21 protein-coding genes and 2 tRNA genes are annotated in these 22,112 nt (G+C 39.9%); 11 read left to right on the forward strand and 12 right to left on the reverse strand.

What is annotated here, in order from left to right; all coding sequences use genetic code 11:
- Positions 1-109: 109 nt before the first annotated feature.
- The gene (locus B1C82_RS17685; RefSeq protein WP_086448916.1) at positions 110-2,161 is read left to right on the forward strand and encodes an acyltransferase family protein; all 2,052 of its coding nucleotides are present in this window, start codon (positions 110-112) and stop codon (positions 2,159-2,161) included.
- Here the strand turns inward: B1C82_RS17685 and B1C82_RS17690 are convergent.
- The 9 genes from B1C82_RS17690 to B1C82_RS17730 form a co-directional block, all read right to left on the reverse strand.
- On the reverse strand, positions 2,158-2,697 hold the full coding sequence (locus B1C82_RS17690; RefSeq protein WP_234008378.1) for an SRPBCC family protein: 540 nt from the start codon (positions 2,695-2,697) through the stop codon (positions 2,158-2,160). The two genes, B1C82_RS17685 and B1C82_RS17690, sit on opposite strands and share 4 nt — an antisense overlap.
- Positions 2,698-2,701: 4 nt before the next feature.
- A complete protein-coding gene (locus B1C82_RS17695; protein ID WP_086448918.1) occupies positions 2,702-3,022 on the reverse strand; it encodes an ArsR/SmtB family transcription factor in 321 nt (106 codons plus the stop codon).
- Positions 3,023-3,136: 114 nt separating this feature from the next.
- Positions 3,137-3,904 carry a hypothetical protein gene (locus B1C82_RS17700; protein WP_086448919.1) on the reverse strand — a complete coding sequence of 256 codons (768 nt, stop codon included), beginning with the start codon at positions 3,902-3,904 and terminating at the stop codon, positions 3,137-3,139.
- A 272-nt stretch (positions 3,905-4,176) separates the two neighbouring features.
- Positions 4,177-5,025, reverse strand: coding sequence for a flagellin N-terminal helical domain-containing protein (locus B1C82_RS17705; RefSeq protein WP_008590488.1), 849 nt, complete (start codon positions 5,023-5,025; stop codon positions 4,177-4,179).
- A gap of 406 nt (positions 5,026-5,431) precedes the next feature.
- A complete protein-coding gene (locus B1C82_RS17710) occupies positions 5,432-6,277 on the reverse strand; it encodes a flagellin N-terminal helical domain-containing protein (protein ID WP_008591598.1) in 846 nt (281 codons plus the stop codon).
- 393 nt (positions 6,278-6,670) lie between these two features.
- Positions 6,671-7,369: a DUF1361 domain-containing protein gene (locus B1C82_RS17715; RefSeq protein ID WP_086448920.1), complete on the reverse strand. Its 699-nt coding sequence runs from the start codon at positions 7,367-7,369 to the stop codon at positions 6,671-6,673.
- Between the two features lie 62 nt (positions 7,370-7,431).
- A complete protein-coding gene (gene creD / locus B1C82_RS17720) occupies positions 7,432-8,766 on the reverse strand; it encodes a cell envelope integrity protein CreD (RefSeq protein ID WP_086448921.1) in 1,335 nt (444 codons plus the stop codon).
- Between the two features lie 82 nt (positions 8,767-8,848).
- Positions 8,849-10,276 (reverse strand): two-component system sensor histidine kinase CreC, encoded by a 1,428-nt coding sequence (gene creC, locus B1C82_RS17725; RefSeq protein WP_086448922.1) that lies wholly within the window; start codon positions 10,274-10,276, stop codon positions 8,849-8,851.
- A 4-nt stretch (positions 10,277-10,280) separates the two neighbouring features.
- Complete coding sequence (locus B1C82_RS17730) at positions 10,281-10,958, reverse strand: response regulator (protein ID WP_086448923.1); 678 nt, start codon at positions 10,956-10,958, stop codon at positions 10,281-10,283.
- A gap of 152 nt (positions 10,959-11,110) precedes the next feature.
- Here B1C82_RS17730 and pdhA point away from each other — a divergent pair, with 152 nt between their 5' ends.
- From pdhA to fliG, 4 genes are read left to right on the forward strand one after another with little or no spacing between them, the layout of a single operon-like run.
- On the forward strand, positions 11,111-12,091 hold the full coding sequence (gene pdhA / locus B1C82_RS17735; protein ID WP_086448924.1) for a pyruvate dehydrogenase (acetyl-transferring) E1 component subunit alpha: 981 nt from the start codon (positions 11,111-11,113) through the stop codon (positions 12,089-12,091).
- Positions 12,091-13,065 (forward strand): pyruvate dehydrogenase complex E1 component subunit beta, encoded by a 975-nt coding sequence (locus tag B1C82_RS17740; protein ID WP_086448925.1) that lies wholly within the window; start codon positions 12,091-12,093, stop codon positions 13,063-13,065. The genes pdhA and B1C82_RS17740 overlap by 1 nt, the downstream gene beginning before the upstream one ends.
- A 44-nt stretch (positions 13,066-13,109) precedes the next feature.
- Positions 13,110-14,438 (forward strand): pyruvate dehydrogenase complex dihydrolipoamide acetyltransferase, encoded by a 1,329-nt coding sequence (locus tag B1C82_RS17745; RefSeq protein WP_086448926.1) that lies wholly within the window; start codon positions 13,110-13,112, stop codon positions 14,436-14,438.
- Positions 14,439-14,460: 22 nt separating this feature from the next.
- Positions 14,461-15,480, forward strand: a complete 1,020-nt coding sequence (gene fliG / locus B1C82_RS17750; RefSeq protein WP_167373783.1) for a flagellar motor switch protein FliG — start codon at positions 14,461-14,463, stop codon at positions 15,478-15,480.
- Positions 15,481-15,754: 274 nt separating this feature from the next.
- On the opposite strand, the gene B1C82_RS17755 is transcribed toward fliG, so the two are convergent.
- Positions 15,755-15,828 (reverse strand) — tRNA-Asp (locus B1C82_RS17755).
- Positions 15,829-15,956: 128 nt separating this feature from the next.
- Here B1C82_RS17755 and B1C82_RS17760 point away from each other — a divergent pair.
- The 4 genes from B1C82_RS17760 to lysS all read left to right on the forward strand — a co-directional run bounded on the left by B1C82_RS17760 (position 15,957) and on the right by lysS (position 18,967).
- Positions 15,957-16,628 carry a CDP-alcohol phosphatidyltransferase family protein gene (locus tag B1C82_RS17760; RefSeq protein WP_086448928.1) on the forward strand — a complete coding sequence of 224 codons (672 nt, stop codon included), beginning with the start codon at positions 15,957-15,959 and terminating at the stop codon, positions 16,626-16,628.
- A 63-nt stretch (positions 16,629-16,691) separates the two neighbouring features.
- Positions 16,692-16,774: transfer RNA gene (locus tag B1C82_RS17765), tRNA-Leu, on the forward strand.
- Between the two features lie 56 nt (positions 16,775-16,830).
- Complete coding sequence (locus B1C82_RS17770) at positions 16,831-17,466, forward strand: hypothetical protein (RefSeq protein WP_086448929.1); 636 nt, start codon at positions 16,831-16,833, stop codon at positions 17,464-17,466.
- A 1-nt stretch (position 17,467) separates the two neighbouring features.
- Positions 17,468-18,967 (forward strand): lysine--tRNA ligase, encoded by a 1,500-nt coding sequence (lysS, locus tag B1C82_RS17775; RefSeq protein WP_086448930.1) that lies wholly within the window; start codon positions 17,468-17,470, stop codon positions 18,965-18,967.
- A 6-nt stretch (positions 18,968-18,973) separates the two neighbouring features.
- On the opposite strand, the gene B1C82_RS17780 is transcribed toward lysS, so the two are convergent.
- A complete protein-coding gene (locus B1C82_RS17780; protein WP_086448931.1) occupies positions 18,974-19,519 on the reverse strand; it encodes a hypothetical protein in 546 nt (181 codons plus the stop codon).
- Between the two features lie 112 nt (positions 19,520-19,631).
- Between B1C82_RS17780 and serA the strand changes: the two genes are divergently transcribed.
- Positions 19,632-20,855 carry a phosphoglycerate dehydrogenase gene (gene serA, locus B1C82_RS17785; RefSeq protein WP_086448932.1) on the forward strand — a complete coding sequence of 408 codons (1,224 nt, stop codon included), beginning with the start codon at positions 19,632-19,634 and terminating at the stop codon, positions 20,853-20,855.
- A 514-nt stretch (positions 20,856-21,369) separates the two neighbouring features.
- On the forward strand, positions 21,370-21,675 hold the full coding sequence (locus B1C82_RS17795) for a PilZ domain-containing protein (protein WP_167373773.1): 306 nt from the start codon (positions 21,370-21,372) through the stop codon (positions 21,673-21,675).
- Positions 21,676-21,748: 73 nt separating this feature from the next.
- Here B1C82_RS17795 and B1C82_RS17800 read toward each other — a convergent pair whose 3' ends face one another.
- Positions 21,749-21,958, reverse strand: a complete 210-nt coding sequence (locus tag B1C82_RS17800) for a hypothetical protein (RefSeq protein ID WP_008590531.1) — start codon at positions 21,956-21,958, stop codon at positions 21,749-21,751.
- Positions 21,959-22,112 lie beyond the last annotated feature (154 nt).

Here is a 22,112-nt window from a genome sequence, read left to right on the forward strand (position 1 = left end):
GAATTAATCGTCGGCTTTTTTATTTTCACCTTCTTGCTACTCTCAAATCTTTTTCATATTCGAATTGACCCTAGTTAGGAGAAAAATACCGTATAAGAATATAATTAGAATGTCCCATAATAATTCACTTAACTATAGACCAGACATAGACGGACTAAGAGCAATAGCTGTTCTTTCCGTTTTAATTTATCATGCATTTCCTCAATGGTTGCCCGGTGGGTTTATCGGAGTAGATATTTTCTTCGTCATATCCGGCTATCTAATCTCCTCGATTCTTTTCAAAAAAATGGATACGAACGAGTTATCTTTTTCTGAATTTTACAAGCGAAGAATCCACAGAATTTTTCCTGCACTTCTTCTAGTGATATTTATTTCTTTAGTATTTGGATTTTTTGCTCTTTATCCTGAGGAATATTCTAAATTGGGAAAACACTCCGTTGCTGGGATCTTATTCTTTTCAAACTTTACATTTTTAAATGAGGTCTCTGATTATTTTAACCCAGTCTCTGAACAAAAACCTTTTTTACACCTTTGGTCTTTGGCAATTGAAGAGCAATTTTATATAGTCTGGCCATTCTTGTTAGTCGCTGCTCGTAGATATAGACGACTTCCTACCGAATATTTCCTAATCGCATTAATTCTACTTTCGTTCATCTTTAACGTCATTGATACTAAATATAATCAAATTAACGCATTCTATTTACCAGTCTTCAGATTTTGGGAGTTACTATCAGGTTCCTTGCTTTCATGGATTCGAATATATCGCCCTTCACTCTTTCGATTTTCCTCCGACAAAGAAACTGACGAAGTCAGCCCATCTTTTTTCAATATTTCGAACTTAATTTCATTAGTCGGATTTTCTCTAATCGTAATTGGACTCGCTTTGATAGACCGCAGCACTAAATTTCCGGGATTTGCTGCGGCTATCCCAGTTTTAGGGGCTGTATTTCTCATATACGCAGGAGCAAATTCTTGGTGGAACAGAAAAATACTCGGATCACGCTTACTAGTTTTTGTAGGATTGATTAGTTTCCCTCTATATTTATGGCATTGGCCTTTATTATCTTTTTCGAATATAATAGAATCTGGATCTCCTCGCTGGGAAATTCGAACCGGTGCTGTTATCTTATCTTTTCTATTTGCCACTCTAACTTGGGCATACCTTGAAAAGAAATTACGTTTTAATTTTCAAAAAAAGGTAACTCAAGGAATTTTAATCGCTGCTTTGTTTATAGCAATTATTGGTGAAATCGTCTTCTTATCTGGAGGAAAAAATCACAATGATGCAAAACCATCTGCCTTATTAGAATATCAAATCGCGACTATGTTCGAGCAAACCAAATGTTCCGAATCTTTTTTCCAAAAAATCGGTGGAAAGATCGAATTCTGTAATTACCTGCAAGTTGGAGCTGAGCCAGAGGTCGCGCTAATTGGTGACAGTCATGCGAATCATCTTTATTATGGGCTCTTTCAGGCGTATGTTAAAAAGATGAACCGAAACGTGATAAACCTGAGTAATCCGGCCTGCGCAGGATTATACGGAGTAATCAGAACACCTGGTACGGAACGTTGTTCAATGTTCGATGGTATATTCGAATACGTAATTGGTAACCCGAAAATAAAAACAGTAATCTTAAGCGATCGAGGATCAATGTATATCGGTGAGAGTTCGCCTGATCGAAAAGAAATTCCTTGGGACTATAAAATACGAAATCAATCACGTCCCGACCTGAATTCAAATCAATCCGCGTATGAATATTCACTTATTTCGACAGTGCGAAAATTATTAGAGCACGAAAAAGAAGTTATTTTGGCTGTAGATATCCCTGAATTAGATTTTGATCCGGAAGCTTGCGGAGCTCAACGTCCTATACATTTCTATAACTCTCAATTAAAAGATCCATGTGCGATCTCTAAAGCGCAGTTCGAAACTCATCGTAACGCTTACCGAGAAATAATAGAAAAAGTCGCAAAAGAATTTTCAGGCAAAAAACTGAAAGTCTGGGAACCTTGGAAATCCCTTTGCGATAACAACTATTGTTGGGCTGCGAAAGAAGGAAAGATACTGTATTCAGATAAACACCATTTAAATTATATCGGCTCTGAATTAGTAACTCAAAGTTTAATGTCAGGAATAATATTACCTCCAGAAAAACTTTAGGTTGGATGTAATATTTTCCCGTATTCAATTTCGTGTTTTTCGAATGTTTGCCAAAATTTAGGAACTGATTCCTTATACAATTTGGAAACTAAGATATCCAAATGAGTATGCCATCCGGAAGAAACCATAAGTTTACCGAACTCATCATTCAGTTTATAATGGCGAAGAGTAAGAAGAACTTCTTCTCCTTTCTCTTCCAATTCGATACGGACTTCTGAATCGGGATGCCAAGTAAAACTTAAAAAGCGAGGCGGATCGATCGCTGTAATTGTTTCGACCCCGCTAATGCCGTTTTCCATTGCCTTAAATCTGTCTGGATAATTTTTTTCATCGGAAAGAGAAGAATGCAAAAAGTTTAATTCTACTTTTCCTCCTACCTTCAGCTCCATAGTTCCAGAAGCAAGCCATGTGCCGCGCTTCTCAGAATCAGTCAAATATTCCCAAACAGTTTCGATTGGACCAGGTAGTAGCCGTTCAAAACGAACCTCACTTGAGGAAACAAATTTACCGTACGTTCTATTTTCCGATCTGTTCATCAGATCACCCTCTCTGCTTTTTAATCTTATTTGCTTTCAATTCCTTTTCCAAAACGTCCAATCTTCCTTCCCAGAAAGTTTTAGCTCTGTCTAACCAATCTTGGATCTCTTTCCAACCTCTGTAATCCAACGAATGGATCCTTCTTTGGCCATCCACTCTCACTTGGATAAGATTGGTTTCTCTTAAAACTTTCAAGTGCTGAGAAATCGCTGCAGAACTAATATCGAAATGACCGGAGATCTCGCCTGCCCCCATTTCCCCTTCGAATAGAAGTTCTAAAATTTTACGCCTGGTAGGATCAGAAATCGCATCTAAAGCGTTCATGGGCATATATTTAAGTATAAACTTAATTAAGTCAATACTTAAATATATAAATAAAGGCTTTTTGCGAACTTAACCTTAGGGTCAAACCGAGGTCGGTAAATGAAATGCTACGAATTAACGAAGTAAAAACTGAAGGGCGTAAGTATTTTTAGGATTCAGTTGAAGTGTCTTACATAAATAAAATCGATTCTTATCCTTATCGTTCAGATAATAAGCGGTTTCGGTTAAGTAAGCATAGTTCTCTATCACAGATGGATGAGGTGCTTGGTTTCCATCATTGGTCATGGTTACTCCAAAAAGAGATAACTCCAAGTAGGACTCTGCGGTTTGCCACTCTGCTCTATCTAAATAAATTGTAGCAATCTTCCACTCTATGTCATTAAAACCCAGGACAATGACTACTTCGCCTTTTTTTCGAATCCCATCCTGCACATCAATTTCATGATGCACGCGCTTATATAGATCCAAATAGAATGCAATAAGCTTATCGTCCTTTCCTCGATTTTGCTGACTCCAGTACCAAGATTTGGCGTATAATTCCCGAAGATTTAAATCCTGATCATACTTGGAAAGAAAAGGTTCTAACAAGGTTTTTACTTCGGAAAACTTCCTAGCTTGATAATCCAAGAGCGCCTTATCCCATATTTTCTGATTTTGACTTAAAAAATTTTGATGAGCACTGGCTGGAACAGAGTATTCTAAAAACCTTGTTATTGAAAAATTCCCCTTCCCTTTCATTACAGAGATATAATATGGACTCTTTGTATTTGAACAATCCAAAGTAAATGTATTATCAGAGTCCGGCCCGGGCTTTTTTCCCGAATTAGTGGTTGCACAATTTAAACCTAAAAGTATCGCAAAGATGAGTAAACCACGGAACATTCTAGACTACCTATAGGGAAAGATGTTCAAGAATTTCTGTGAAACTATAGAAAGAGTCAAGCTAAATCGTTCAATTTCAAATGTAGACAGTAGTTCCCAAACAAATACTATTTACATTTTTCTATAAACAACTCTCAATTTTTTAGCAGAGCTTGTTTAGAAAAATCGAATTTAGACGAATAAATAAATAGAAAGAATTTTTATAGGGATCTCAAATCATTAGATAAAAAAAGCCACCGGAGTTTTCATCCGGTGGCGCCTGTTCCCGAAAACTACATTTGTAGAAGTTTGAGGACCGAATTCGGTTTTAAGTTTGCTTGCACTAACATCGCCGTACCACTCTGCACGAGTATTTGTTTTGTAGTTAGAGCAACCATCTCCTCCGCCATATCAGCGTCACGAATTCTGGACTCAGATGCCTGCATATTTTCGTATGCGGCCATGAGACCTTTTGCGGAATGTTCCAGCCTATTAAAATAAGCTCCCATATCCGCCCTCTGCTTCATGATCTTTCCGAGTGCAGCGTCGGCTAAGCCGATCACTTCATTCGCTTCCCCAGGAGAAGAAACCGCAATCGGTCTACCATCTGCCTTGGTCAGCTTTAAAGCTCGGGAAGTCATAGTTCCAATGAAGAACCTTTCCCTTTGGTTCTGGTTCGGTCCCATATGGAACCACATAGAAGCTCTTTTGGAACCTCTAGCGAAGTCTCCTTCGAACAATTTGAATCTATTGAACTCTGCTTGAGAGGCAATACGATCCACTTCGTCGACAAGGGCGGAAACTTCCACCTGAACCAATTGTCTGTCTTCGGGGCTGTAAATTCCATTCGAGGTTTGGATGGCCAAAACCCGGATTCTTTGGATGATATCCGAAGACTGTTGAAGGAATCCTTCTGCAGTCTGGATGAAACTCATCCCATCTTCCGTATTTCTCTCCGCTTGCCTCAGCCCGTTGATCTGCGTTCTGAGTTTTTCGGAGACAGCCAAACCCGAAGCATCGTCACCGGCAGAATTGATCCGCATGCCGGAAGACAAAGCTTTCATGGTTTTATCCACAGCTAGCTCGTTGAACTTCAGAGAGCGGTGAGAATTCACCGCACTCAGGTTGTGATTGATAATCATCCTACACTCCTTGTAGAGAGTTTCCGGAGGATCTCCCTATCCTCCGATCGGACATGACCTGTCCGGTGCTCCGGGATGGACCCGGTCGGACCACCCGACAGGTCATTTTCTCCCGAGGAGATTTAGGATATTTTCAATCAACCGCAATAAAGCCGACTAACGCCAGCAATCTTGCAAAAATACAATAAGCTTTAGGTTATTACTAACCCGGTTCGGTTTCTTCGGAATTCCTCCTTGGAAAAGGAACCGGAAAAAAATTGGGGAAAGAAGAATGCTGGACCCGACGTTTTTCCTGTACCTTTTCGTTAGGTCTGTAGACAACGATAGCCGCATACGCGGCTTCGGAGTTTTACAGAAAAGTTCCCGGTGCGGGAGCATCACTGCTCCCGCTGCCGGAAAGTCCTAATTACCTAAGTAACTGGAGGACAGACTGAGGTCTTACGTTAGCTTGTGCTAACATTGCAGTTCCTGATTGAACCAAAATTTGGTTCTTAGTGAATGCAACAGTTTCCTCTGCCATATCCGCGTCCCTGATTCTCGACTCTGAAGCTTGGATGTTCTCGTAAGCTACCATTAGGCCTTTAGATGCATGCTCTAAACGGTTATAGTAAGCTCCAAGATTTGCTCTTTGTTTGTTGATTTTCATTAAAGCATCGTCAAGAAAGCCGATTGCTTCGTTTGAAAGTTCCGCAGTAGAAAGAGTCAAAAGTGTTCCGTCAGACTTGATCAAATTCAGAGCCTTAGCGGTCATAGTTGCGATATAGACACGTTCCCTCTGGTGCTGGTTCGGTCCGATGTGGAACCACATAGAAGCGGTTCTTGATCCACGAGCGAAATCGCCTTGGAGCAATGCCATCTTGTTGAACTCTGCTTGGGAGGAAATGCGATCAATTTCGTCTATAAGCTGAGAAACTTCTACTTGGATCATCTGACGGTCTTCTGCACCGTAGATTCCGTTGGAAGATTGGATAGCAAGTACACGGACCCTCTGGATGATATCATTAGTTTCCTGCAGATATCCTTCAGTTGTTTGGATCAGGGACATGCCGTCCTCAGTGTTTCTCTCCGCTTGGCGAAGTCCTTTCACCTGAGTTCTCATTTTCTCGGAAACGGCTAGACCGGATGCATCATCCCCGGCGCGGTTGATACGCATACCGGAAGAAAGTGCCTCCATGTTTTTCGCCACTTCGTTGTTCTGGAACTTCAGAACGCGGTGGGAGTTAATCGCGGCTAAGTTATGGTTAATGATCATTTGTTTCCTCCTTGAAACTGAGATCATGAGCCCGGCGTCCGTGCCGGGATCTGTGCTGGTTTGGTTTTGGTCTTTTTTCTATATGTTTAAATGAAGGCTGATATCTGGGATAAACCTAGAAATTCAGGGTTTCCTTCAGATATATCTTCGGTGAAGCGCATGGCCTAGATTAATTTTAATGAATTCGAGGAAATTCGCTAATTTTAGCCAAATTTTGGCATTTTTTAGCGATTTTCGGAGAAAGGAAGAAAAAGGATTTGGAGAATTTTTCTAAAAAATTTTCCTTTTTTGGGCTCATCTAAAGGTTCGAACGAATCGGAAATTTCCATAAGCATTTTTTTAGAAAAGTCACCGACTGAGTTATTCTCACACAAATCCCCTAACCTTCTCTGCTTAGCGTCTTATGGTGCTTTTCAGAACATAATTTATTCTCATAGCGCCAAGGGACAATGCGAGAAGATAAGCAACAACCATCCCGCAGGATAAAAATCCAATCACCAAAAAAAATTTCCAATTACTGCATACAATGTGGAGAAACTTCCAGGAATCTAAAATTAGAGACTGAGGATTTCCAACCAAGTCCCATGAATTCCATCTATAAAATCTGCCGATACAAACTCCTAAAATAGTAATTGGAGAAACAAAAACAACGAATACCCAACCAAACCACTGATTGACCTTATCGTTCAATACTAATTGTATCATTCTCAAAGATATAAAACCTGAAAATAACCCACACCAGGAAAAAGAAAAGATCATCAAGATATCAAACCAAATAGGAACCATATTCCTAACCCTTAAATGAACGAAATCAGTAACAATATAAGGAGCATTCGGAAAGAATAATAGCCAAAGCCCTAACAAAGCAAAAAATAATAAACCTATCTTACGCCTTCTAAATTCATAATATGTATAAATAAAATAAGAAATAGCCAAAGGAACTACGGCTAAAAACAAATTCCAAACCAAAAAAGAGAAACTTTTCTCTTTGGAAATGGAGATACGCATTGCGACTAAAAATACGCTTACAAAACAACTTAAAGAAAATACAAACAATTGTTGGATAAAAGGAATTTTACTGATTAATTTCATAATTATAACCGGAAAATCCTCTCAGAGAAGATATGGCCTTCCCTGAAAGGAGATAAAAGATATTAAGCTGGTATTTGATCCTCTTTCGTGCCGAAAGAATACCAATCTATATTTCGAGTGAGATGCATTAGTCCAGCTAAAGCAAAGAATACTGCTAAGGAACCTAAAAGTAGTGCATTCTCCTCGGACGCGAGGATTACATATAAGAAGATATAAAGAATAGTGAAATATCCTCCAGCCAGATATCCCCTTTTTTTATCCTTTAACACTGATGTTGCATAATATGATATCAAACCTGACACAGAAACAGATGCACATAAGTATGCCAGATTAAATCCGATATGCTCAGAAAGAGAAAGATTTAAAACATAAAATACCAACATTGCCGCTCCGATCATTAAATATTGAAGCGGATGCAATATTTTTCCACCGAAAATTTCCAAAAGGAAAAATAGCGCAAAACTCGCCATCAAAAACAAGATCGCGTATTTTAAAGATCTTTCTGATTTTAAATAATGATCGGCTGGAATTATAAAACGGACCCCATATGCAGAATTGATAATAGATTCTGTATAAGATCCGGTCATATCTTGGATCACCTGCGGATAATTTCTTGCAAAATAGGAAGATTCCCAAACTGCATTAAATCCTTTCTCTGATACAGACCTTTCGCTTGGAAGAATTGAACCCTCAAAGGAAGGATCTTTCCAATCCGAATACATTTTAATCGAACTACTTTTTCCTACAGGGGCCACATAAATAGAATCAGATCCTTTTAAAGGGATTCTTAATGAGAAGGAAATATTACCGTTACCTTCCTTCGGATTTAATTTAGTATGAAGTCCTGCAGGGAATAAATAGGAAGAAGATCCTGGTTGCAAAGCAGTGTCATTTCCTGCTAAATTGAATTTTACATCTTTGCCGATACCTTTTGGGTCAGATACAGAAAGAATTACTCTTGCTTGAGACCATAAAATGTTTTTGGTTCTAGCCGGAAAGTCTGTGAGAGAGGGAGATTTAAAAAACCCTTCTATTTTGAAATCTCCTGAAAATAATACAGTCTCATAAATGGATCTTTTTCTTTTTTCTGCCTTTAAATCGGAATCAACGGTAAGATTCTCTGGCAGAATATAAATTTCTCCGCTTTCGCTATCCACTTCTTCCTCATCTTGGACATTCTTTTTAGTTTTCTCTAATTTGTATGGGATAACCAGAAATGGGCCTGCAATTACTTGGCTTGCACCCCATTTAGAATTCATTTCTTGTACTGCCTCTCTCGATCTGTCTTGCCTTTCGCTAACAAGGGATCCCATCATAAAAAGTGGAATTACGAACCCGAACAGCATCCCGCCTAGAATAAATACTCTAACACCAATAGAGGTTTTTAATTTGCTCATCTATCGCTCCTTTCCAGAAAGTATCTGTTAAGCAAGTGATTTGATTATGAGTGAATTGTGTGGATTATGTGAGGAATTGGACTTAGGATCGAATTGGCAGAAAAAAAAGCGAAATCACGCCATTTTCCCAATTGTTTATTTCTATCCGCCCTTCATGCAATTCAGCAACTTCTAGAACGAATGCAAGACCTAAACCGGAACTTTTTCTCCCAGTATCAGGCCTAGGCAAAGAATAAAACCTTTCAAATACTCTCTCTAACGCGTAATCCGGAATATTCGGCCCTTCATTCCTGATCTCGATAAAATATTCTTTTTCCAGCAGAATTCCTAGATTTATCCGGATCTCAGCATTAGCATAAGAAAAATCTAATGCATTTTGCAGAAGATTTCGAATTGAAGTAATTAAAAAGAAACGATTCCCATTCAAGAGTGCATCTGGACCGGATAAGTGTAGCTTTACTTTCTTTCTATCTGCCTCGGGAGTTAAAGAATCCAAAACTTCTTGGACAAGTTCCTTCATGCTCAATCCTGCTTGTAGTTCCAGATTGGATACATTCTCCAAAGCGCTTAACTCTAATAATTTTTCGATTACTGTTTGTATCCTTTTACTCTCTAATTGGACATTTTGCAGAAGAGGTTTTAGCCGATTAGGATCCTCGGATAATAATTCTACTGAGGCAAGAATAGAGGATAACGGACTTTTTATTTCATGGGTCAAAACCTGAATATAATTCTCAACATATTCTTTTCCTGCAATTTCCCGAACAAGCTGATCCATCTGTTCTCCCAATTCTCGAATTTCAGGAACTCCAATCTTAGGAAGACTTGGCCGTTTTTTGGAACGTAAGGCAGAAACATATCCGGATAATTTTCGGATCGGAGAGAAGATAAAATAAACAGCGATACAAAAAACAAGAGAGATAAAGACTGCAACAAGCAAACTTGTCTTGTAAAACTTCTCCTTGGCAAAATCTATAAAAGGCAGAATACTTCCTTTAGGCTTTATAATTGTAAGAACACCAGCAATCTTTCCTTTGAAGTAAATAGGTGCTGCGATGAATATCGCACTTTCTGTATCTGATACTCCTAATTTACTAGATCTCACTCCGTATTTTCCCTTTAAGGTAAGAAAAACGTCGTTGTATCTGGAATAATCTTCCCCTACTCTTTTTTCGGCGGAATCGTACAGTATGATGCCTTTTGCATCCGTTACATAAAATTCTAGATCAATCTTCCTTTTAGTATGCTCATAAATTTTTGCGTTAAAGTTCTTTTCTTTGGCCTTTTTAAAGGAACTTCCCAATGCTCGATTGATATTCGATTCGAATGTAGACTCTGGATGGTTTAAAAGTTCTTGTTCAATTAGAGAAGCGAGTATATGAACAGTGTCGTTCATGGATTCTTCTACAGTTTCCATGTAACGAGGGCGAATAGATTCTTCTATCTTATCTACTAAATAGTAGAAACCGATCGAGAACGCAAAAAAAAACCGATGATGATCCGTATCCAAAGACTCATATTGATTCCTTCAAGCCGTATCCTTGTCCCCTTCTTGTCTCGATCGGATCCAAGTCAGGACGGATCTCTTTTAGCCTTGCTCTTAAATTTTTGATCACAGTGTCAACAGCACGGTCAAAACTATCTTCCGGTTCAGTCCAAACCAAATCCATTATTTCTTCTCTAGTAAAAATTTTACCTCTTCGTTTGATGAATAATACTAGAGTTTTATATTCATAGGGAGTTAGGCCCAAAGATTTCCCATAGTAATAAATTACCTTTTTATCTTCATCTGTAACAAAGTCGGTGGCCTTTTCTTCTGGTTTTCCGTCGTATCTTCGAAGCACTGCGCGAATACGGGCAACTAACTCCCTTGGACTAAATGGTTTTACCATATAATCATCCGCCCCAAGTTCCAAGCCGAGCACTCGGTCTAGTTCTGATTCCCTAGCAGTAAGAAGTATTACAGGTATAGAATATTTCTTTCTAAGCTCTTTTAAAATCTCCAAACCACTGGAGTCAGGAAGTCCTATGTCTAATACAAGTAGATCCGGAGATTCTGACAGAAGGGTAAAACACTCCTTTCCGGTCATTGCTGTTAGGGCCCTAAATCCCTCCGATTCAAGGACCATACGGATTGTATCAATAATCCCTGGTTCATCTTCAGTTACAAGAATCGTTCGGGTGGAGTTCATTCAGAAAAAGGAAATAGGTAACTCTGCCCAAGGAAAGGAAAATTTTTTCCATTATTAGCTTTTCATTTTTTTTCCAAAATTTTCGAAATCAGTTTGCATATCCTAGTTCTAAGAAGATATTTTGCGATTGTTTTCGCATTTCCTAAAGTACTATGAGCCAACCTAAAACAAAAAAAGAAACCGAAGATCTATTAGAATTATACAGACAAATGCTTTTAATCCGCCGCTTCGAAGAAGCTTCCGCAAAAGCGTATAGTATGGGTAAAATCGGCGGCTTCTGCCATTTATACATCGGTCAAGAAGCTGTAGGTGTGGGAGCAATCTCCGCACTAGAACAAAAAGATTATATAGTATCCACCTATAGAGATCATGGGCATGCACTCGCCAGAGGTCTGGAACCTAAAGCACTTATGGCCGAGTTATACGGTAAAAAAACTGGGATCGTTTCAGGTAACGGCGGCTCCATGCACTTCTTCGATAAAAAGAAAAACTTCATGGGGGGACACGGGATCGTAGGTGGCCATATCTCACTTGCTGCAGGTATAGCATACGCATCTAAATACCGAGGGGACGGAGCAGTAACATTATGTTTTTTCGGAGAAGGTGCAGCAAACATTGGATCCTTCCATGAAGGAATGAACTTAGCCGCTATCTGGAAACTTCCTTTAGTTATGATCTGCGAGAATAATCACTACGCGATGGGGACTCCTGAGTATCGAGCTCTCTCCGTCAAAGATGTTTCCGTAAGAGCTGCGGCATATGATATCGCAAGAGACCATATCGAAGGTGATGAGGTTAGAAAAGTTAGAGAGCATGTTAGAGTCGCTGTGGAAAGAGCAAGAAGAGGAGAAGGTCCTACCCTCATGGAAATTTCCACTTACAGATTCAGAGGACACTCCATGTCAGATCCAGCCAAATATAGGACCAAAGAAGAATTAGATAAATATAAACAAGGCGATCCTCTTATCAAAGCAGAGAAAGATTTACTCACTGCAGGTTGGGCCCAAGAAGATTTAACCAAGATGGACGAAATCATTCTCAAAACAGTAGAAGACTCGGTTGACTTTGCAGAAAAAAGTGAAGAACCACCTCTTGGTTGGTTGTACAAGCATGTTTATGCGGAGAATGCATAATGGCAGTACTCACTTATAGAGAAGCACTCAACCGCGCCATGACGGAAGAAATGGAGAAGGATCCGAATATCTTTCTCATGGGAGAAGAAGTAGGACATTACGAAGGAGCTTATAAAGTTTCTCAAGGAATGCTTGCCAAGTTTGGCGAAAGAAGAGTGATCGATACTCCAATTTCTGAGAACGGATTTGCTGGAGTTGGGATTGGAGCAGCAATGGTGGGGCTTAGACCAATCATAGAATTTATGACTTGGAACTTCTCACTTGTTGCAATTGATCAGATCATCAACTCAGCAGCAAAAATGAATTATATGAGTGCGGGACAATTTCCGATCCCGATCGTATTCAGAGGGGCTGGAGGTGCGGGAGGAAGACTTGCTGCTCAACACTCTCAGTCATTCGAAAGTTGGTATGCTCATATTCCCGGACTCAAAGTGCTCGCACCTTATACTCCGTCAGATGCTTACGGACTTTTGAAAACTTCTATCAGAGATAATAATCCAACCATCTTTATCGAAAGTGAAGTTCTCTACGGCTCCAAAGGAGAAGTTCCGGAAGGAGAATTTTTGATCACGATGGGAAAATCGGATATCAAACGAGAAGGTACACAACTTACGATCATCAGTTGGTCCAGAGCTCTCATGTATGTTCTTCCTGCTGCAGAAAAACTGGCAAAGGAAGGAATTTCAGTAGAAGTTTTAGATCTAAGAAGTATAAGACCTTTGGATGAGGAAGGGATTTTGGCTTCCGTGAGAAAAACGAACAGAGCACTTATTGTGGAAGAAGGCTGGAATGTGGCAGGATTCGGGGCGCAAGTAGCCTACCTCATCCAAAAAGAAGCGTTCGATTATCTGGATTCTCCAATTGAAAGGATCACCCAGGAAGATGTGCCTATGCCTTATGCAGCAAATCTGGAAAAATCCTCTTTGCCGAGTGAAGAGAAGATAATAAAAAAAGTCAGAGAAATGATTAAATAAATCATAATATTTAAATATTACTATATTATAAATAGGAAAAATAGATGGCGAAAATCTCCGAAATGACCCAACTTTCTCCGACTATGTCGGAAGGTGTTTTGGTAAAATGGCTAAAGAAGAAGGGTGATTCAGTCGCTCCAGGAGAAATTTTAGCCGAGGTCGAAACTGACAAAGCGGTCATGGAAATGGAGGCATTTGACTCCGGGGTAATTTTAGAAATTTTAGCCCAGGAAGGTGCCAAACTCCCCGTGGGAGCCCCGGTTGCCATCATTGGAAAGGCGGGAGAAGATATCACCTCCCTACTTTCTGAAGCAAAATCCAGATCTACGGCTTCGGCAACTTCTACTCCGGTTGCAGCTCCTTCGACCTCACCCTCACCTTCTCCAAGTCCAGCGCCTAAAAAGACAGAAAATGCAGTATCTTCGACAACCCCTGAACCTCAGGAGGAAGAGGTTCCAGTACCTAAAGAGAGTTCCATTTCAAGAGGGCTTTCTCCAGGGGCTTTGGAAGGAAGAATCAAGGTTTCTCCCTTAGCAAAACGTTTAGCAGAAGAAGGTGGGATCGATCTTTCTAAGATCAGAGGAAGCGGACCAGACGGAAGAATTATTAAACGAGATATTGAAAACGGGATCTCTGCATTTTCCGCAAGCGGAACTTCTCCATTTGCCGGAGTGCAAATACAAGAAGAGAAACTTCCAATTTCGGGAATGAGAAAGACGATCGCATCTCGATTGGTTCATTCAAAAACCCACCAGCCTCATTTCTATTTGGATATGGAAATTGATGTGGATGCACTCGTTCAATTGAGAGAAAATTTTAACTCAGATCTAAAAGAATCAGGAGAAGAAATCAAACTCAGTATCAATGATTTTATCATAAGAGCTTCTGCGCTTGCCCTTCTAAAAGTTCCAGAAGTAAATTCTTCCTGGAGAGAAGATCATATCTTAAAACATGGAAGAGTAGATGTGGGAGTCGCTGTTTCTATCGAGGGCGGGCTTATTACTCCTTATGTGAGGAATGCAGATAAAAGGTCTGTTTTGGAAATTGGTAGGGCGGTAAAAGAGCTTGCTTCTCGTGCCAGGGAACGAAAACTCAAACCGGAAGAGTTTTCAGATGGAACCTTCACTGTTTCCAATTTGGGAATGTTCGGAGTGAATCGTTTTGCAGCTGTGATCAACGAACCAGAGGCCGCAATCCTCGCAGTAGGAAATGTGGTGTCCAAACCGGTAATCAAAAACGGAAGTATAGTCCCCGGAAAAACTCTTTCAGTCTGCCTTTCCTGTGATCATAGAGTGGTAGACGGCGCGGTGGGAGCCGGTTGGTTGGAAGTGTTTCGAAATTTTCTGGAACATCCTCTTCGGTTACTTGCCTGATTTTTTAGTGGGCGAAGAAACAGTGGATCAGGATTCCAATCTTAAAATAAGAGATCAAAAAGTTAAAAAAGCAGCAATGCTACTTCTATCCTTAGACAAGGATGCTGCTGCAAAGGCATTGGCCCAACTAGATGAGAAGTTGATTGAAGAGATCGTCCAGGAAATGGCTAAGATCAAAACAATCAGCAAATCCGAAAAAGAAGAAGTTCTTTTAGATTTCCAAGGTTCACTTAAAGACCTAGCTGCAGAGTCCAGAGGTGGGATAGAAACTGCGAGAGAATTACTCCAGAAATCGCTCGGAAAAGAGAAGTCCGAAAACATCTTAGGAAAACTGGATAGAAAAGATACTGAAGAGGATTTTTCCTTTTTAAACGACGCTGAACCCCAAACTCTTGCTCACCTACTCGCTCCGGAACATACTCAAACCATTGCAGTCACACTTGCATTTTTACATCCTAAAAAAGCTGCCGAAACACTTAAGTTTTTGCCCAAAGAATTGCAGAGTAAGGTTGCCCTTAGGCTTGCAAATACTACTAAAACCCATCCGGATGCAATACGTCAGATCGCAAAAGTTCTGAAGAAAAAATACGAACAAAGAGACAAATCCGAATTCAGCGAAGCAGGAGGAGCGGAAGCTCTTGCAAATATCCTGAATCATATGGATAAATCTTTGGAAGAAACGATTCTGAAAGAATTAGAAGAACAATCTCCTGAGCTTGCCTCTCAGGTCCGTGAAAAATTATACACATTCGAAGATGTACTTCTTCTAAACTCGAAAGAGATGAGATTACTCATCAATCGTATTGGAGATGACGATCTGATAGCGATCGCGCTTAGAGGAGCCTCTGACCAAATAAAGGCTCATTTCTTCGAAGCAATGTCTAAAAACAGAGCCAATGATATTCTAGAAAGTATGGATATCCGAGGAAAAGTGACCTTGAAAGAGATCACTGATGCAAGAAATTCTGTTCTTACCGCATTACGTGATTTGGAAGAAATTGGGGAAATTATTATTAAAAAGGACTCGGAAGAGTTTATCTGATTAGTTTATCTAGTTTGCGCGATCTTCGATCGCTTTATGAGGTTGGTCTTCTGTAGGTGCGAATTTGGAGTATGGAAATTTCTGACGAAATTTCACGTACTGTAGGACTCGCCGTTACGCAGTTTGCCGTCCTGGCAAACTCGGCTCCACGGCGTCTTTTGCGCTCGCTTCGACATCCTGTCTTGCGTCGCAATCGTTTACACTCCCTATGGGTCGCTACGATTGCTTACGCACAAAAGCTTCGAGTCAAGTTATAGAATGAAGGGGAAATTTCCGGAGCTGACGGGACTCGAACCCGCGACATCCTGCGTGACAGGCAGGCACTCTAACCAGCTGAGCTACAGCTCCTTTTATGAAGAACATAATTTCTGAGCGGGCTCGGGGGTCAATTCGTTTATCTGAAAAAGGGATGAATTTTTAAGTCCCTTCCATAGCCTTTCCAATAGCGGAGATTTTCCGACCGACGGCTTTATTAGATGCTTCACGAAAAAAAACCAAAGGATCTACTCGAAGAGAGGGTGTTTACTCTTTCGAATTTTCTATCCGTCTCTAGAGTTTTACTTCTTCCTTTTTTTATACAATTTACTCGCAAACATATCGAGTCTCCTCGTAGTAGCGAATATTTATTTTTAGCAATAGGCACCTGCATTCTTGCAGTGCTTACAGACTTTCTAGACGGGTTTCTAGCTCGCCTTCTCTCTCAAGAATCTGTCTTGGGAAAATATCTAGACCCGATCTGTGATAAGTTCGTTACTATTGGTGGACTTTCGGTAATTGTTCATTATTACCAATTTCCTCTTTGGATTCTTCTCATCTATATCCTAAGAGAAGTTTTAGGAGTCTGGTTGGGTGGATTTCTATATTTAAAAAGAGGGATTCAAGGAAAACCAAATTGGTGGGGTAAGATTGGAGTTGGTCTTGTTGCAGCCGCTGTTCTATGGTATATGACCTTACCTTTGATCGGCCCGACCTTACCTGAAAATCATTTCTTCCATCATCCGGAATATTCAGGTTATGTATTAGTCCTAATCTTAAGTATTGGAGTGGTAGCTTATTCCAAAAGATATTGGAATATTGTATTCCATCCGGAAGAATTCATCCTGGATCCGGAAGATAAAAAGCAGAAGAAAAAGTACGAATTGGTCTAATCCCAGTCCTGGTTGAATTTCCTTGACACTGGAGCCTAGTCACCCAGTCTGTCAATCGCGACCGCTCGGGTGGTGGAATTGGTAGACACGCAAGCTTGAGGTGCTTGTGCCGGTTCGGTGTAGGGGTTCGAGTCCCCTCTCGAGCAATTCGTCCTACCTAAAACTCTTTCCCCATTTCGAAAAACCAACCCTCGGTAAAACTATGGCATCGGGTGCTCTTTCCGTTAAAGATTTTTTAGATAAAGCCAAACTAGTCTCATACGGCTTTTTCGGATTATTGATCCTATTTCTGATCTTATTCTTCTCTTCTCCTTATCTTTTAGTTTCAAAAGCAGATCCTAAAAAATCGGACGCGCTTGTTTTAGAAGCAATTGAAACAGGTAAAAAAGATAAATTCAAGCAGGCAGCTGCTTTATGGAAGAAGGGCCTCGCTCCTGTGATCGTAATTCTTCATTCTCCACCCAACCAAGATTCTGATTTGGGACTTGTAGGAGATCCTACGACTTCTTTACAAAGTTTCTTGGTTTCCTTAGGGGTAGATGAAACCAAGATCTTAGTTTATACAGTAGAATCTGGCCCCCAGGAATTCCCTAAAACTCTCTTAAAGATCGCGTTAGATCGTCAGTGGAAAACTTTTCTTTTGATAGGAAAAGAATACGATTCTGCAACCCTGTTAAAATTATATAGAAACGTGTTAGAACCTGCTGGAATTTATATAGCAGTCTCCAAAGTGAGCGAAGGGATCGGTTCCTGGGATTGGTTTACAAAACCGAAAAGCCTGGAATCCATCTTAGGAAGACTCTCGAAACATTTATATTTGATACTATTAGGAAATTAAAATGTCCCACGACTTAAAAGAAACAAACGAACTCATCCAACAAAGAATCGAGAAGATCAAAAATCTAAAGGAGAAGGGAGTAGATCCTTACCCGATCCGATTCTTCCCAGATTCAGATTCAGCATCTTTGATAGAGATGTATTCTAAAACTCCGACAGGCCCTGAGAAAAAGTTTTTATTAGGCGGACGTTTGCATTCCAAACGTGTGATGGGAAAGGCAAGTTTTGCTCATTTAAAAGATAAGTCAGGAGTCATCCAACTTTATGCAACCAGAGATGATCTGGGAGAAGAGAATTATACTCTTTTCAAAAGTTTAGACTTAGGAGATCTTATCGGGATAGAAGGTTATCTTTTCCAAACGCAAAAGGGAGAGACTACCCTTCATTTAACTTCGGTTACATTGCTTGCAAAATGTGTTCGTCCACTTCCGGTTGTAAAAGAGAAAGACGGAGTGATATACGACGCATTTGCTGATGTGGAACAAAGATATAGAATGCGTTATGTGGACTTGGTAGTAAACGACCATGTCAGAGATACTTTTATCACACGCAGTAGAATTGTATCTGAGATCCGTAATTTCCTAACTTCCGAAGGATTTTTGGAAGTGGAAACTCCTATGATGCAACCAATTGCGGGGGGCGCGGCAGCAAGGCCTTTCGTCACTCACCATAATACATTGGATATGCAATTATTCTTAAGGATAGCTCCTGAATTATATCTGAAACGTTTGATCGTTGGTGGATTAGATAGGGTTTTCGAATTAAACCGTAACTTTCGGAACGAAGGTATTTCTACCAAGCACAATCCTGAGTTCACTATGATGGAAGCGTATATGGCTTACGGCGATATGGGCAAAATGTTAGAACTAACTGAAAAACTAATCACTACTGTTGCCGAAAAGATCTGCGGAACTCTTAAGATCAAATACGGAAATGATCTAGTAGACCTTAGCTCTCCTTGGAGAAGAGTCAAATACGTTGATATTATTAAAGAATATTCAGGAATCGATTTCTCTCAGGTAAAAACTCTGGAAGAAGCTAAAGAAAAAGCAAGTTCCGTAAAAGTAGATGCAAGTAAATGTACTTCTATTTGGAAAGTGGCGGACGAGGTTTTCTCCGAAAAAGCGGAACCAAATCTGATCCAACCAGTGTTCGTGACAGATTATCCTAAAGAACTTTCTCCATTAGCGAAATCGAACCCTGAAAATCCAGGGTATGTGGAAAGATTTGAACCTTATATCGTAGGTAGAGAGATCGGAAACGCATTTTCAGAGTTGAACGATCCATTCGATCAAAAAGAAAGATTCGAGGATCAAGTAAAACAAAGAGAAGCTGGAGACGATGAGGCATTCATGATGGACGAGGATTATATCCGAGCACTCGAATATGGAATGCCTCCTACTGGAGGTCTTGGGATCGGGATAGATCGTTTAGTGATGTTACTCACAAATTCTCAATCTATCCGCGATACCATCTTATTCCCTCTGATGAGACCGGAATAAGATCATTTAGTGATTTGTAATTGTTAGCCTAGCTTGAGTATCCAACTTTTCCTTTAAGTCTTTCAATAGAGATTTCAAACTTTCTGTATTGGAAGAACTTAAAGTGAATGTGCTTGTATTGTCTCTCGAAGAAAAGCTGAACTGAACTTCTTTCGCAGAAAGTAATTTATCCGCCACATCTGCCGGAAGAATGGAAACTACACGAACAGTGTCACCATAATCAGTAGAGGTTTTTCTGAGATTATGCCAGGTTTGGTCTAACTTCATAGAAATCCCGATTGGAAAACTTTCCTCGAAAGAACTCATATAGTATTCTAAGAAGATTGGCTTCTCCCCTGTCTTATTTACCAAGATTCCTTTAAAATTCAAGGAACCTGGTTTTCCAACACTGCAGAAAATCGCTCCCGGACAGATAGGACCACTTCTGAAAAGTGTCTGCTCTACTACAGGTTCTGGAAGGACTTGGACCCGAGCCGAGCAGGAATTCAAGAAAACTGCAAAAAACACGGCAAAGAGAGAAACTTGTAAAAAAGAGAAACTAGAACGGATCATTTAAAGGCGGTCTCCTTGTGATTTCCTTTCCATTCTTCTCACGATCTCCCAAAGGTGAAGTAAAAAATCCGTTTTCAGAGAAGCCAAGGATACGTTCCATGGTAATAGAACTATGATTTCCTACCCGAAAGAAAAGATAAACGTCCTCCTCTTAGAGAATGTACACCAAGACGCATTCCAACTCTTTCAAAAAGACGGTTTTAATGTCCGCCTTCTCCCCCAAGCACTTAGCGAAGACGAACTTTCGAAAGAAATCGAGAACATTCATGTTCTGGGGATCCGGAGTAAAACCAATCTGACTGCACCTGTTTTAGCCAAGGCAAAACGACTTATGACTGTAGGTTGTTTCTGTATCGGAACAAACCAAGTGGATTTAATAGAAGCGGAGAAGAAAGGGATCCCAGTATTCAACGCGCCTTATTCCAATACACGTTCAGTCGCGGAACTCGTAATTGCAGAAGTTGTAATGTTAGCAAGAAGGGTCCCAGACCATATTCGAAATACACACGCAGGGATTTGGAATAAAATATCTAAGAACTGTTTTGAGGTTCGTGGAAAAACTTTAGGAATCGTAGGTTATGGCCATATTGGAAGCCAGGTTTCCGTACTTGCGGAAGCAATGGGTTTGAAAGTAGTCTACTACGACACACAAACAGTTCTTCCTTTAGGAAATGCAACTCCTCTCAATTCTTATGAGGAATTACTTTCCACGTCTGATTTTGTTACATTTCACGTGCCTGAACTTCCGGAAACTACTAACCTTTATGCAGCCAAGGAAATCAAAGCCACGAAAAAAGGTGCTTATATTATCAACCTTTCCAGGGGGAAGGTTGTTGATTTGGAAGCTTTGGCGGAAGCAATTAAGTCAGGGCATATTGCAGGAGCTGGAGTGGATGTTTTCCCTCAAGAACCTGAATCCAATAGCGATCCATTTATTACACCATTACAAAATCTGCAAAACGTAATTTTGACCCCTCATATTGGCGGTTCTACGGAAGAAGCCCAAAAAAATATTGGAACTGAAGTTGCTTCTAAACTTTTGAAGTTTGTAAACAATGGTTCCACTACTTTTGCAGTGAACTTTCCTCATCTGGAATTAAATCCAATTCCTCAGGGAATGTATAGAATACTGAACGTTCACAAAAACCAACCTGGGTTCTTGAAGGATATCAACAGTATGGTTTCTGAAATTGGAGCAAATATCAGCTCTCAACATTTAGGAACGAGTGCTGAAATTGGTTACCTCTCTATGGTAATCAATATGAGCGTAGGTGATGAACTAAAAGAAAGAATAGAAAGACATCCTGGATCTCTTAAGACCAGAATTCTTTACTAAGCTATTTTTAGATAAAAAACTTCAGTTTATATTTTCTCGGAGAGATGATTTCGATTTTCTGAAACTGATTTAATTTCAGAAGATCGTAATCCTCGCTCATGATCGTATCTGCTTTCGCAAATTCTGGAATAAATAATTTCCAAAGACGAATGGAATACTTCCAATTCGCTTAATAAATTAGCAATATAGAAGAAGATTCGGGATTGGTGAAAATATCTGCCATGTAGTAACTTCGACAAAATAAGAAGATTTGAATCTCAAATCCCGGCAAGACCGAGCTCCTTCTCCGCTAAACACAGGTATTTGTTCGCTATATTAGAAAGTGACTTAATATTTTAGTGCATTGCACGATTTTCTTTTTGTCCGGGAACTAATATAAGATTACTGGTATAGAATTTGCTATAAATAGGGTAATCGCCTCTTTGTCCGAATATTTCAGGATCGTAAAACGATCTTAATCGGAACGTAAGCGACTTAATCTAAGCTATCTTAGAAAACCGGGAGGAAAACCGCCATGAAATACAATAGAATCCCCTCCACTCTTAATGTAGGCTTTCAGGTCTTAGAAAGTTCTAAACTGAGGATTGCCGAAAATGTTCTCGTAGGAATTGTCCATAGAACGGATATTCCTTGGGAACCAGGAACGAATCTTGCTCTGCAAGTAGGAACAATCAGTGTCTCTGGTTCCATCGATATTCCGATGAAAGTGATCAAGTGTGATCGTGTTTCTGATGTAGAATACGATATATTCTTGAATTATACTGAAAAGGATTTTGATAAGATCAAAGAGATTGAAGAATTAATCCAGACCTTAGCGTAAGGCTTATATAAACAAACACCGGGTGATTCCCCGGTGTCGTTTTGGTCAAATTAAAGGGATTCGTCGCTTTAGATTATGCGACAAATAGATCCGCTTTTTGGATCATGGTGAGAGAAATTTTACTAGGATTCGCTTTTTGTGGAAAATACACGATCTCTTCGCCTACGAGTCTTCTGTTTTTATCTAATTCGATGATAGAACCATCTTTTAAATGAAGGATGATATCAATTCCTCGGTAGTTTACGTATCTTTCCATTTGTTCTTTAAATTTGCTGCTTACCATGTTCGCCCCTAACTACAAAACGTTGGAGGAAAACTATTCCGGTACGATAAAAGTACAAGTGTTTTTTGAAAAAACTCAGGAATTTTTTTATGTCTCCGGATTTTTCGTACTAAACATGCGTGAGTAAAAAATACGTTACCCGACACATAAACAT

Source organism: Leptospira venezuelensis, assembly GCF_002150035.1.
Lineage (GTDB): Bacteria > Spirochaetota > Leptospiria > Leptospirales > Leptospiraceae > Leptospira_B > Leptospira_B venezuelensis.